This window comes from Brucella intermedia LMG 3301, assembly GCF_000182645.1.
In the GTDB taxonomy this organism is placed as follows: domain Bacteria; phylum Pseudomonadota; class Alphaproteobacteria; order Rhizobiales; family Rhizobiaceae; genus Brucella; species Brucella intermedia.
Window position 1 is genome coordinate 668,883 of record NZ_ACQA01000001.1, and the last position, 12,734, is coordinate 681,616.

Below are 12,734 nucleotides of genomic sequence, written 5' to 3' on the forward strand. Positions count from 1 at the left end.
GCTTGCTCCCTCTGTTCAACTCACTTTAGAGCATAATCCGATCGGAGTGAAACGAGGATCGATAAGATTATGCTTTCAATAAAAGAGTTTAGAGTTCGTTTCGATCTGATTCAATCAGATCGAAACGAGCTCAAGCATATAAACACCGCTTGTCGTCACGACAAGGAAAAGCCCTGAACGAACTGACGGGCGCAGCTTGCAATTGGACCTCAGCGGGCCGGATAGCCGTTCGGATGCGCCGGAATGGCTTTCAGATAGGCGGCAATGGCATTGCGATCCGCCTCGGCGAGATGGGCCATGTTCGCAACCACATCGGTCATCGATCCGCCGAGCGAATCGAAATCCGGGGTGAAGCCGCTCTGCAGCGCATAGGCGATGTCTTTCTCGCTCCAGCCGCCAATGCCTGCTTCGCCCGGCGTGATGTTCGGCACAACGCCTCTTTTCCCGTCGCTGCCGGTCTCGGGCGATAATGCCCCTGCGAGCCACTGGCCCTTGTCCAGCCCTCCGATGACATTGCGCGGCGTGTGGCATTCACCACAATGGCCAAGGGCCTCGGTCAGATACTGGCCGCGCTTCACCTGATCGGAGGCATTTGCGATTTCCACCACGGGCTGGTCTGACAGGTAAAGCTGTTTCCAGAGGCCCAGCCCGCGCCGGATATTGAACGGGAAAGAAAGCCTGTGCGGCGCCGTTGCATTGTCGGACGGCGGCAGCGTTTTCATGAAGGCGAAGAGATCGGCCACGTCCTGCGGCTGCATTCTGGTATAGGATGTGTAGGGGAAGGACGGATAAAGATGTTCGTTCTGCTTGCCGACGCCTTTCAGCATCGCATTGGCGAAATCATGGATCGTCCAGGTGCCGATCCCCTGCTCGGACGGGGAGATATTGGGCGCGATGAACGTCCCGAAATCCGAAACCAGTTCGTGCCCGCCCGCCAGAACCTTGCGCGCATCGCCGGTTGCACCGGGGGCCGCGTGGCAGGAGGCGCAGCCGCCCGCCCAGAAAACCTGTTCGCCCTTGACCGGATCGCCCGGTTCCATCGCATCCAGAACGGTTTGGCTCACCTTCTGCGGCGTGGTCAGAATCCAGAAAGCTGCGGCTCCAAGGACGACCACGGCGCCTGCGACATATGCCAGTTTTCGGACCATTTCATCCGTTCCCGTCTGGCGGTTCCGACGATTGCGGACCGCTCTTATGGCTGTCATTCAGCACGCCAGCCTCAATGCGCGAAGGCGCCGGAGCAGCACCGCGCTCTGCTGGAAATGCTTTTGCGCACCGAATGTTTCCGTCCGGTGCGCGCGGTGTCAACCGTGAAGATCAGTTCTTCTTGACGCGATAGACCTGATGGCAGGAACCGCAATTGGCTGCAACCTGCTGGAAGGCGGACTTCAGCGCATCCAGATCCTGCGGCTTGGCAGCCAATGCAGCCGCGGCGTCGGTGCGGAATTTTTCAACGTGCTTGACGAAATCGTCCTTGTTTTCCCAGATTTTTGGTGAGGCTTCCGTGTCGCCCTGATCCGAACCCGCAGGGAAAAGCGTGTCCACGTCCATTTTCTTGGCGTCGGCGTCGATCTTTTCCAGCGCGGCAAGTGCGGCGGCGGCGTCGAAAGGCTTCTCGCCCTTGACCATGGGAGCAATCGAGCCGACAGAACGGCCAAGGTCCTTCATGATTGCCTGACGATCGGCTGTGACGTCAGCCTGAGCTACACCGGCGACCAATACAGCAGCAGAACTGACAGTCAGGAAAAACAAACGCATGCGATCCTCCGCGTTTAAAAATTGAACAGATTTCGTCCCTTGGTTCAAATATCCGATACAATCCGGGACATTGCAATCATCGCACCGGTTAAATCGCCAATGCGGCAAGTATCATCCAGAATTTAGTGGGATTATTACATGGGCTTCACGTTATCGTGAAAAACATGACTTAATTACTATTGTTTTGTATTGGCGTGTGGAGATTGTGGGACCTGCGGCGAAGGATGGTTCTGCCGGGAGTAATGATGCAAAAAGGCCCCGGAAACCGGGGCCTTTATCGAAAAATGCAAGGTTGGTCAGACGAACTGGCCGAGGCCCGGGATCGCGCCGATAACGGCATCGACGGGTTCGTCGCCGGCCTTTTCCTTGGCAAAGCGGATGGTCTCCTTGGCGACGCCGGAAATCTCGCCCATGCCGAGGCCAGCGCCCATGAGCTGCGAGCCCAGACCCATCACGCCGCCCATCAGACCGGACAGGAAGCCGCCGCCCTTGACCTGCGAAATCGCTTCTTCAGCGCCCGGAAATGCTGCGAGAAGCTTCTGGACTTCTGCCTCCGGACCTTCCTTCTGCAGGAAGGCGAGGATCATGCCGACTGCCTTTTCTGCCGTTGCCGCATCGATGCCAACTTTGGAGGTGATGCGTGCGATCAGTTCTTCCATGGAAACTCTCCCAAAAATCTTACGTTTACGTAATATGCATTCTCGGTTTCGCTTTGCAAGCCGGCGGGAGCGAAAATATTAGAACATGGTTCCGAAAAAGTGGGAGCGGCTTCGGACATGATCATATTCAGACAAAACCTGGGAGCGGGACGGCGGGACAACTTACAAACATCCCGCTCCTGGAGAATATGACTCCGGACACGACGGCATAATTACGCCGTTCTAATTTCCTGCAGTTCCAGTTCTTCTATCATGGCCTGTCGCATGACGAATTTCTGGATTTTGCCGGTCACGGTCATCGGAAACTGATCCACGAAGCGGATATGCGCCGGAACCTTGTAATGCGCGATCCGCTGCCGGCAATATTCGCTGAGGTCCTCTTCGGACAGTTGTGCGTCCTTGTGCAGCTTGACCCAGGCGCAGATGATTTCGCCGAACTTCCGGTCCGGAATGCCGAATATCTGGACGTCGCTGATCGCCGGATGGGCAAACAGGAACTCTTCGATCTCACGCGGGTAGATATTCTCGCCGCCGCGAATGATGAGGTCCTTTATGCGCCCAACGATGTTGCAATAACCTTCCTCGTCTATGGTCGCGAGGTCTCCCGTGTGCATCCAGCCCGCATCGTCAATGGCGCCGGCTGAACTTTCCGCGTCGTTCCAGTAGCCGCGCATGACACTGTAGCCGCGCGTCAGCAATTCGCCCTTTTCGCCGCGCGGCACGACCTTGCCATCCGCATCCACGATCTTCACCTCCAGATGCGGGTGAATGCGCCCGACCGTGGAAACGCGCCGCTCCAGCGGATCGGACGTCGAACTCTGGAAACTGACCGGGCTCGTCTCGGTCATGCCGTAGGCGATGGTGATTTCGCCTTGATGCATCTCGCTCACGACACGCCGCATGACTTCGATGGGGCAGGGCGACCCGGCCATGATGCCGGTGCGCAGGCTCGAAAGGTCGAAGCGGCTGAAGTCCGGATGATCCAGCATCGCGATGAACATGGTCGGCACGCCATGCAGGCCGGTGCATTGCTCCTCCTCGACGGTCTGCAGCGTCAGGAAAGGGTCGAAACTGTCATTCGGGATTACCATGCAGGAGCCGTGAGTGACGCAGGCAAGATTGCCGAGCACCATGCCGAAGCAATGGTAGAACGGCACCGGGATGCAGAGCCGGTCCTGTTCGGAAAGTTGCATCGCCTCCCCAACGAAAAAGCCGTTGTTGAGGATATTGTGATGCGAGAGCGTCGCGCCCTTCGGGCTGCCGGTCGTGCCGCTGGTGAACTGGATATTGATGGGATCGTCGAATTGCAGTTCGTCCGCAAGCTGCGCCAGTTCCTGCCTGGTGACTTCATCGCCGGATTGGGCCACATCGTCGAAATTCAACATGCCCGGCGTCTGTTCCGTACCAAGCCGGATCACGCAGCGCAGCGAGGGAAGCCGCCCGGACATCAGATGCCCCGGCCGGGCCTCATCGAGTTGGGGCACGATGCTGCGCAGGATATCGATATAGTTGCTGCTCTTTAGCGACGGCGCGAGGATGAGCGCCGCGCATTCGACTTTCCCCAGCACATATTCCAGTTCATGCGCCCGGTAGGCGGGGTTGATGTTGACGAGGATCAGGCCCGCCTTGGCGCTCGCGAACTGGGTGAGAATCCATTCGAGATTGTTCGGCGACCAGATGCCGAGACGCTCGCCGGGGCGCAGCCCTATGGCGAGGAAGCCTTCGGCAAGCTCATCGGTCCGCTGCCTGAGTTCGGAATAGGTCAGCCGGATATTCTGGTGGCGGATGACGACTGCGGGACGTTCAGGATATTTTTCCGCGATTTGGTCCAGATGCCGGCCGATCGTATTGCCGATGAGAAGCTTGTCGCTCGCGCCATGCACATAACTGGGAACAGAGCTGGCCTGCTGCATTTCCGATCCTCCCAAACCGAAGATGACGCCCGAAGGCGATGCATCAAGTGGTGAGAGGATGCCATCCGCAGCGCTTCATGAAAACCGCAGATTTTTAAGGCCGGGTTCAGCGTTTCATGCAGCGCACCAGCGTGGCGGCTCCGGCATTGGTGTATTTGCTCTGCATCGTATAGAGCCAGCCCTTGCATTCGGACATGCTGCTGAAGCAGCGGATACGGTCGATCGGAACCAGCCCGTCGCCGCCGGTGATGAAGGGTGAATCGTCCACGCCGCTGAACTGGCCGACGATGATGCCGCTGCCTCTTCTCGGCACGCTGCAGCGCTGGCCGGCAAATTCACCGACATCCTTGCGCACCTGAGCCTCAGCCGACATGGGCAGCGCAACAAGGCCGGAAACCGCAAGCGATGCGGAAGTGAGGCAGACAGCAATGACCTGACGCAGCATCGAACTCTCCTTCAAAAGAATAGTTACAGAACAATAGTATAAGGGAAATGGCGCGTTCTTCCAGAGCATGCCTCCCGAAAGCGGGACCGGTCGGGAAAAGGCATGCGTAAGAGGAAGGCATCGCGCCCTTGAAAACTGGACGCGATGCTATCTGGCGGGAGCCGGAACAGGGCGGCTCTGGATGAGGCTCCTAGAGCGTGCCGCCCGCCTTGCCTGTCACCTTGAGCGCGAAAGCGTAAGTGTAGGCGACTTCTTCCAGCCGCGAGAACCGACCCGAGGCCCCGGCATGGCCTGCATCCATGTTGATGCGGAACAGGACAGGGTGGTCATCGGTCTTCAGTTCACGCAGCCGGGCGACCCATTTGGCGGGTTCCCAATAAGTCACGCGCGGATCGGTAAGCCCCGCCACCGCCAGAATGGCGGGATAGCCCTGACGGCTGACATTATCGTAGGGCGAATAGCCGGCAATGATCCGGTAATCCGTTTCCGATGTGATCGGGTTGCCCCATTCCGGCCATTCCGGCGGGGTGAGTGGCAATGTGTCGTCCAGCATCGTGTTGAGCACGTCGACGAAGGGCACTTCGGCGATGATGCCGCCGAAGGCGTCGGGCGCCATATTGACAATCGCGCCCATCAGCATGCCGCCCGCCGAACCGCCATGGGCGACGATGCGGTCATGGCTGGTAAAACCTTCGGCAACAAGGTGCCGTGAGGCGGCGATGAAATCGGTGAAGGTGTTCACCTTTTTGTCGCGCTTGCCGTTTTCATACCAGGCAAAACCCTTGTCCTTGCCGCCGCGGATATGGGCGATGGCATAGACGAAGCCGCGATCCACGAGCGACAGCCGCGAGGTGCTGAAGCTGGCCGGAATGGTGATGCCATAGGAACCATAGCCATAGAGCAGGCAGGGCGCGGAGCCGTCGAGCCGGGTGTCCTTGTGATAGAGCAGGGAGACCGGCACCAGTTCGCCATCCGATGCCCTGGCGAACACGCGGCGCGTGACGTAGTCCTGCGCATTGTGGCCGGACGGAACTTCCTGCGTCTTCAACAGCTTGCGCTCGCGCGTCCGCATATTGTAGTCGAAAAGCTGTTCCGGCGTCGTCATGGACGAATAGGAGAAGCGGATTAAATCCGTATCATATTCGGCGCTGCCATGAAGGCCGAGCGAATAGGCTTCCTCGTCAAAGGCAATGGCATGTTCCTCGCCGGTTTCGCGGTCGCGGATCACGATGCGCGGCAGGCCGTTATCGCGTTCCATCCAGACAAGGTGATGCTTGTAGGCCGAATGCGACAGGATCAGCCGTCCCGGCTTTTCCGCCACCACCTCGACCCAGTTTTCCGGCTGCGGGGCGCTGGCGGGCGCCTGGCAGATCTTGAAATCCTTGGCGCCGTCGGCATTGGTCAGGATGTAGAACACATCGCCGCCCGGCGCGATGTCGTATTCCGTGCCGGTCTTGCGCTTCATGACGAGCTGCGGCTTGGCCGCCGGGTCGCTGGCGGGAAGGAGCCAGCATTCCGATGTTTCATGGTCATGAATATCGATGAAGATATAGTCGTCCAGCGCCGAACCGCCGACCCCGAGGAAAAAGCCGGGGTCTTTCTCCTCATAGATCAGCCGGTCATCCGACTGCGCCGTGCCGATCCTATGATAGAAGACCTTGGATGGCCGATGGTTTTCATCAAGGCGCGTATAGAAGAAGCCCTCGCTTTGTGCATCCCACGCGCCGCCGCCATTCGTGTCGGTGACGATGTCCTCAAGGTCCTTCATCGAAGACAGGTCGCGGACCTTGAGCTTGTAGAATTCCGATCCCTTGTCGTCATAGCCCCAGATCAAAAGCTTGTGATCCGGCGCGTGATCGGCGGAAGCGAGGCGGAAATATGCCTTGTCCTTGCCCTCCACGTCACCGTCGAGAAGGATGGTCTCAGCGCCGCCATCGCGCGGCGTGCGGATGAAATAGGGCTGTTCACCGCCGGTGCGATAGGACACGCCATAGGCATAGGGACCATCCTTGGAAGGAACGGACGAGTCGTCTTCCTTGATGCGCGCGCGCATTTCGGCAAACAGGCTTTTCTGCAGCGCTTCCGTGTCCTTCATCAGCGCTGCCTGATAAGCGTTTTCCGCCTCCAGATGCGCGCGGATTTCGGAGGAGAGAACCGAGGGGTCCTTGAATACATCCTGCCAGTTATCTGCGCGCAGCCAGGCATAATCGTCGGTGCGGGTGATCCCGTGACGGGTGTCATTAACCGGATGTTTGGTTGCGTGCGGCGGTTGAATTTGCAAGAAGCTCTGAGACATCCACAATTCCAATGAATACTGTTTCGATTTGCTGCAAGGCAGGTAAGTAGTGCCTTCTAGTGGATTGATTTTGAGGATGAATCCCGGCTGACATAGATGCTGTTTCGAACGTCAAATTCGAAAAATCCACCAGATACATATACTTCCTGACGGTCTTTTGAATACCAACATTTGCTCAGCGCTTGAACCAGGGGAGGCAAATGTTGGAATCAGACCAAGAGCGGGTGACGGTGATATTTATATAGTCGGCTGAAAAGGCGAAAGCGAGTTCAATCCGTGGAAATATATTTGAACAATGCCATTTTGAGGCCCGATTCTGCGCCCAAAAGCTACGTTACGGAAGGCAGTTAGTCTTGAGTCGCGTACAAGAAAACTTGAGGGAGAAAACTATTGCTAACGATAGCTCGGCAAATTAAAGGAAGCAACGCAGTGAACTGCGGCTCCACCCATATCCTGTAATAAATGACAGGGGCGGCAACGCCAACACATTGTGATTCAAAGTTTCCATATGTTGGCGCGGTTGCGATCCGAATTTTTGTATTTGACGATTCAAGAAGAAAGACTTGGTATTAATGTAATGTGGTTTGACAATTCTATTGCAAATGACATTATCAACTGATATTCGCAGTCGGGAATGGATGGGGCAGAGTTGGAATACGTAACGGCGATGGCAGGCGGGGATCTCCAGTCGTCGATTGCGCAACAATAAGAAGTAAAAAAGGAAATCTGATGGAAAATCTGGACACGCACGACGAGAGCGCAGAACTGCTTCTGAGCCTTACTGCAGATGTTGTAGCTGCATATGTCGGCAATAATTCGATTCGCGCTGGCGAGTTGCCGCTGCTGATCGCCGAAGTACATGCCGCGTTCAAGCGTCACGTCGAACGCGAAGAAGCGCCTGTCGTCGTTGAGAAGCCGAAGCCTGCCGTCAACCCGAAGAAGTCGGTTCATGACGACTACATCATCTGCCTCGAAGACGGCAAGAAGTTCAAGTCGCTGAAGCGTCACCTCATGACCCATTACAACATGACGCCGGAACAGTACCGCGAAAAGTGGGATCTCGACCCGAACTATCCGATGGTCGCCCCCAACTACGCTGCTGCCCGTTCGCGTCTTGCGAAGAAGATGGGCCTCGGCCGCAAGCCGAAGGAAGCTTGAGCGCTCTGACTTTCGAGCGCACTGCGCTTTGCCACATCTATTCTTGAGCGTTTGTTGAAATGGCCGTTATCGTAAAGCGCAAGCTCGACGATAGCGGCCATTTTGCTTGGGGTGCCATTTCCGAAATGCTGGCCCCGTCAGCCGATCCGGTCGAAAGCCTGTTTCAATGCGATGTGTCGGTTCAGGTCATAACTCCAGTGACCGCACATTCCTTTCAGGCGCTCCCTTTCCATAAGGCGCGTCAGGCGCCGCTTGGTCCGTTCCTTTTCTTCCTGCGGCGCCTTGAGAACTTCATCCAGATCGATCCCGGCGATGATCTGCAAGGCGATGCGTTGCATCGCCGTCAGTTGATTCTCTTTTTTTCGGGCAAGGAATAATTTGCGGGCGTGTCTGATATCCGCATCCATCGTCACAATCCTCATTTCTCGGTGTGAACGAGCATGAACCTCGTGAGATGCCGTTGGATAATATTCCTAGATTTTGGCGCAGTTTTCTGTAAAATAGCGAGTAGCCGCACCCCTTTGGGTCCCGTTAATTCCACGCTTACAAGGCCTTAGCCTATCTTAGAAGTGTCGAAATTAACCGCGAAACACAATCCATTCTACAAAACTTATCCACTCTTGCATTTTTCTCCGTATAAGAAGATATTCCTATTCTGGCGAGGGAAGATGAATGTCTTTGGAACTATCGGATGTCATTCACACGCGGGCGGAAGCTTTCGAAGCATTGAAGCTGCTGGCAGCAAGGCATGGTCGGAACCTGAGCCTCACAATGGAGGAGGGCTGCGCCGACCGGTTGCGGCAACGGCGGAATGTGGCGCTGTGCGACGCACTGATCGATTTGCTTGTGGCCATGTTCGGGGTTTCCGGCACCGAATTGCGGTCCCCATTGCGTTGCAGGCGGGAGGTCGCGCGGGTCCGGCAGATCGGCATGTATGTCGCGCACACGGCTTTCGGGCTGGCCATGCGGGATGTGGCCGCGGGCTTTGCACGGGACCGCACCACGGTAATGCATGCCTGCCATCTGGTGGAAGACATGCGCGACGATACCGAATTCGATGCAATCGTCTCGACCTTCGAGCGCATTGCGCACAGTGCTTTTGTGGAGTGGAGGATGGCGGCATGACCACCCAACTGTCAGTGTCCGAAGCGAGGATCATGCGCTTTCTGAAAGGCGGAGCCTGCGAGGTTCAGGATTCGGTCCGCGCGACGCATGTATTGCTGGCGGCGGATCGCGGAACCATCGCCGCTTCCCGCGCCGAACTGGAATCCATGCATCGGAAGGGGTTGCTGCGCTGGGAGGATGAACGGCTTGTTCTGGCGCCGCACGGTAACAGATGCCTGAAGCAGAGGGGCAAGCCGCTGCCTAGCCCGGCAAGAGCCACGCTGACCGTCGAGTATGAGCAGGGCGAGAAGGTTGAAATCAACCCTGAAGAGTCGCCGCTTGCCATGCTTTACCGGCGCAAAACCGCAAGCGGTTCTTCGTTTATTTCGCAGAACGAGTTTCTTGCAGGTGAAAGATTGCGCGCCGACTTCACGCGCGGCTCGCTGATGCCTTCCATCACGATGCGTTGGGACAAAAGCGTCAGAAGCAGGGCGAGTGGGTCGGGCGGGCCGGGCGGCATGGCCGAACTGACGGATATTGCGCTTGCCAGCCGCATCCGGGTCGAGCGGGCGCTGGAAGCGGTAGGGCCGGAATTGAACGGCGTTCTGGTCGACGTCTGCTGCTTCCTGAAAGGTCTTGAAACCGTGGAGCGCGAGCGGCAATGGCCCGCGCGTTCGGCCAAGATGCTGCTCAAGGTCGGCCTGGCCGCGCTCCACCGGCACTATAATCCGCAACTCGAAAAAGAACGCGGCGGCGGCGCTGTCCTGCATTGGGGAGCCGACGACTATCGTCCCCGGATGCAGCCGCTGAACAAGTGAAGCAATCTCCCGGATTGACACTCCACTGGGGCGGGTCTATCGCCTGTGTCCCAAACAAGCCTGACAGGCCTGATGGGGAAGTGGGAGAAATCACATGAATTCGGTACGGGATCGGCTGGAAAGCATCCTGTCGCGGCTGGAAGCGCGGGCAGGCAACGAGCGCGTTTTCAGCAAGATTTATGCACGGCAGGCGCGTGCCGAGGCGGATGCCGCCGATGCGCGTCTGCGCGACGGAGGCGCTGTCGGCCCCCTCGACGGGCGCATCGTTTCGATCAAGGATCTCTTCGACATTGCCGGAGAACCGACGCTGGCCGGTTCGGTCATTCGCCGTGACGCGGCGCCCGCGACCAGAGATGCCGCGATTGTTCGCCGTCTGCGCGAGGCGGGTGCGGTCATCGTCGGCAAGACCCATATGACGGAATTCGCCTTCACGCCGGTCGGTCTCAATCCGCATTATGGCGAGCCGGGCAACGCCATTGATCCCACGCGCATTCCGGGCGGTTCGTCATCGGGCGCTGCCGTTTCGGCGGCGGAAGGCACCAGCGAAATCGCCATCGGCTCGGACACGGGCGGGTCGGTGCGCATACCGGCGGCCCTGAACGGCCTTGTCGGCTTCAAGCCGACGGCGCGGCGCATTCCGCTCGACGGTGCTTTTCCGCTGGCGCCATCGCTCGATTCCGTTGGTCCGCTGACCAGAACCGTCGCCGACGCCATTCTGACCGACGCGATCATGGCGGGCGAAACGCCGGTCCTGCCTGAAGCCCTGTCGCTGAAGGGCCTGCGCATCGCGCTGCCCAAGGGCTATCTTCTGGCCGATATGGAGCCGGACGTGGTGAAGCACTTCGAGGCAACGGTCGCGCTTCTTGAAAAGGCGGGTGCTGTCATTGCCGATCTGGGGGTCGATGACCTGATCCAGCGTCTGCGTGAGGCAACCCGCGTCGGCTCCATTGCCGGGATCGAGGCAAGCCATGTCCACGCATCGACCTGGCTTGGCGATCCCGATGCCAATGTCGATCTTCGCGTGAAGCGTCCGCTCGCCGTGCGCGTCAAGGTGCCGATGGAAACCTATCGCGGCATTATGGAAACGCGCGCGGCGCTGGTGCGGGAAATGGACGAACGCCTGAGCGAGTTCGACATGTTCGTGACACCCGCCACGCCGATCGTTGCCCCGACGATTGCTTCGGTCAGCAATGATGAGGCCGAATATGACCGTGTGGAAGGGCTTCTGCTGCGTGATACGCAGGTTGGAAACCAGTTCGACCTGTGCAGCATCACCGTGCCGATGCCGGGCATGACCCTGCCGACCGGCTTCATGCTCACCGCACGCGGCGGCAACGACAAAAGACTGCTGGCGGCTGCCTTGTCGGTTGAGAAACTTTTACGCTGATTCTTTCGCCAGCTCTGCCTCACGCCGTATGCGCGCCACCATGGCGCGCAGGCCGTTGGAGCGTTGCGGCGTCAGATGTTCATCGAGGCCGAGCTTTTTCAGAATGGCTTCCGGCTCAATCGTCAGGATTTCCGACGCCTTGCGGCCCGAATAAAGCGCCAGCACGATGGCCACCAGACCGCGCACGATATGCGCATCGGAATCGCCCAGAAACTCCATGACCGGATCGTTGCCGCCTTGCGGCAGCGTCTTCAGCCAGACCTGGCTGACACAGCCCTGCACCTTGTGCACGGCATCGCGCGCATCGTCGGGATAGGGCGGCAGTTCCTTGCCGAGATCGATGACATAGCGATAGCGGTCTTCCCAATCGTCGAGAAATTCGAAATCGGACATGATGCTATCGATGGTCGTGGTCATGGTACTCGCCTGAAAAAATTTCTTGCCGCTTATATAGTGATGAAACGCCGCGAGGTCACGGAAAACCAGAGCATGAATCCGAAAAGTGGCAACCGGTTTTCGGATTCATGCTCCAATAAAAGCTTGAACCATGATGACGTTTCAACTTGAAAAAATCCCGCTCTAACGCCTAATCGCGCCGGTCGAGCGGCGATCCAGTGCGCGAAGGGCTTCTTCCCGCGGTGTCGGGATGGGAATGCCGGTTGCCCCCTGCACGGCTGGGGATGCCGCCGGTTCCGCTTTCGCCGGCGGTTGCGGCTTGGTGCCGAAGCGGTCGCTCAGGTATTCGAGCGCAACCCGGCTTCCTTCCAGAAGGCCGCTTCCGGCGCTGGACACAAGCGACGTTCCGTTCTGGCAGAAGGAAGGATTGTCGATGCAAAGCTTGCCCAGTTCCACGGCGGTTTTGCCGTTGGCGAGAAGCTGGTCGATGGAATCCGGCTCCCGCCTGGTGCCCGTCATGGCGGGCTTTTCCTGCGGGGTGTTCTGCTTATCCGCGGGGAAGATGCGTGGCATCACGAGGAATGCCAGCGTCAGCCAGAATGCGGATTTGATGAGAAAACGGATCATTGCCTTGCTTCGGTTGCGATGTGTCGCCGTCAATGTCCGATGAATTCGAAAAGATTCCGTAACCGTTCGGTCTGAACGTTAAAATTGCATCGGCCAGCAATGGCGTCTCGCCGATTGCTACTCTCTGTTTACCATAGACAGAAAAGCAGACCCGGCATGTCACTTATCCGCTT

The 12,734-nt window shown here is 58.0% G+C and carries 13 protein-coding genes; 4 read left to right on the forward strand and 9 right to left on the reverse strand.

What is annotated here, in order from left to right; translation table 11 throughout:
* Window positions 1–209: 209 nt before the first annotated feature.
* The 6 genes from OINT_RS03110 to OINT_RS03135 form a co-directional block, all read right to left on the reverse strand.
* Window positions 210–1,148 (reverse strand): cytochrome c, encoded by a 939-nt coding sequence (locus tag OINT_RS03110; RefSeq protein ID WP_039852408.1) that lies wholly within the window; start codon window positions 1,146–1,148, stop codon window positions 210–212.
* Between the two features lie 169 nt (window positions 1,149–1,317).
* Window positions 1,318–1,758 (reverse strand): c-type cytochrome, encoded by a 441-nt coding sequence (locus OINT_RS03115; RefSeq protein ID WP_021587924.1) that lies wholly within the window; start codon window positions 1,756–1,758, stop codon window positions 1,318–1,320.
* A 296-nt stretch (window positions 1,759–2,054) separates the two neighbouring features.
* Window positions 2,055–2,417, reverse strand: coding sequence for a DUF2267 domain-containing protein (locus tag OINT_RS03120; RefSeq protein ID WP_006466320.1), 363 nt, complete (start codon window positions 2,415–2,417; stop codon window positions 2,055–2,057).
* 212 nt (window positions 2,418–2,629) lie between these two features.
* Window positions 2,630–4,330 (reverse strand): AMP-binding protein, encoded by a 1,701-nt coding sequence (locus tag OINT_RS03125; protein WP_039852415.1) that lies wholly within the window; start codon window positions 4,328–4,330, stop codon window positions 2,630–2,632.
* Window positions 4,331–4,436: 106 nt separating this feature from the next.
* Window positions 4,437–4,775, reverse strand: coding sequence for a hypothetical protein (locus OINT_RS03130; protein ID WP_039852416.1), 339 nt, complete (start codon window positions 4,773–4,775; stop codon window positions 4,437–4,439).
* Between the two features lie 190 nt (window positions 4,776–4,965).
* Window positions 4,966–7,071, reverse strand: a complete 2,106-nt coding sequence (locus tag OINT_RS03135; protein ID WP_039852417.1) for a S9 family peptidase — start codon at window positions 7,069–7,071, stop codon at window positions 4,966–4,968.
* A 729-nt stretch (window positions 7,072–7,800) separates the two neighbouring features.
* Between OINT_RS03135 and OINT_RS03140 the strand changes: the two genes are divergently transcribed.
* The gene (locus OINT_RS03140; RefSeq protein WP_006466324.1) at window positions 7,801–8,229 is read left to right on the forward strand and encodes a Ros/MucR family transcriptional regulator; all 429 of its coding nucleotides are present in this window, start codon (window positions 7,801–7,803) and stop codon (window positions 8,227–8,229) included.
* Between the two features lie 137 nt (window positions 8,230–8,366).
* Here the strand turns inward: OINT_RS03140 and OINT_RS22750 are convergent, their stop codons facing one another.
* Complete coding sequence (locus OINT_RS22750) at window positions 8,367–8,636, reverse strand: hypothetical protein (protein ID WP_022570218.1); 270 nt, start codon at window positions 8,634–8,636, stop codon at window positions 8,367–8,369.
* 271 nt (window positions 8,637–8,907) lie between these two features.
* Here OINT_RS22750 and OINT_RS03150 point away from each other — a divergent pair, with 271 nt between their 5' ends.
* The 3 genes from OINT_RS03150 (at window position 8,908) to OINT_RS03160 (ending at window position 11,538) form a co-directional block, all read left to right on the forward strand.
* Window positions 8,908–9,354, forward strand: a complete 447-nt coding sequence (locus OINT_RS03150; protein WP_039852890.1) for a helix-turn-helix domain-containing protein — start codon at window positions 8,908–8,910, stop codon at window positions 9,352–9,354.
* Window positions 9,351–10,151 carry a DUF6456 domain-containing protein gene (locus OINT_RS03155; RefSeq protein WP_039852420.1) on the forward strand — a complete coding sequence of 267 codons (801 nt, stop codon included), beginning with the start codon at window positions 9,351–9,353 and terminating at the stop codon, window positions 10,149–10,151. Before OINT_RS03150 ends, OINT_RS03155 begins: the two co-directional genes overlap by 4 nt.
* A gap of 94 nt (window positions 10,152–10,245) precedes the next feature.
* Entirely contained in the window at window positions 10,246–11,538 is a 1,293-nt protein-coding gene (locus tag OINT_RS03160; RefSeq protein WP_006466327.1) for an amidase, read from the forward strand.
* Here the strand turns inward: OINT_RS03160 and OINT_RS03165 are convergent.
* Together OINT_RS03165 and OINT_RS03170 are read right to left on the reverse strand one after the other, a co-directional pair.
* A complete protein-coding gene (locus OINT_RS03165) occupies window positions 11,530–11,955 on the reverse strand; it encodes a SufE family protein (protein ID WP_006466328.1) in 426 nt (141 codons plus the stop codon). The genes OINT_RS03160 and OINT_RS03165 overlap by 9 nt on opposite strands.
* Window positions 11,956–12,117: 162 nt before the next feature.
* Window positions 12,118–12,561, reverse strand: coding sequence for a hypothetical protein (locus OINT_RS03170; protein WP_039852422.1), 444 nt, complete (start codon window positions 12,559–12,561; stop codon window positions 12,118–12,120).
* Window positions 12,562–12,734 lie beyond the last annotated feature (173 nt).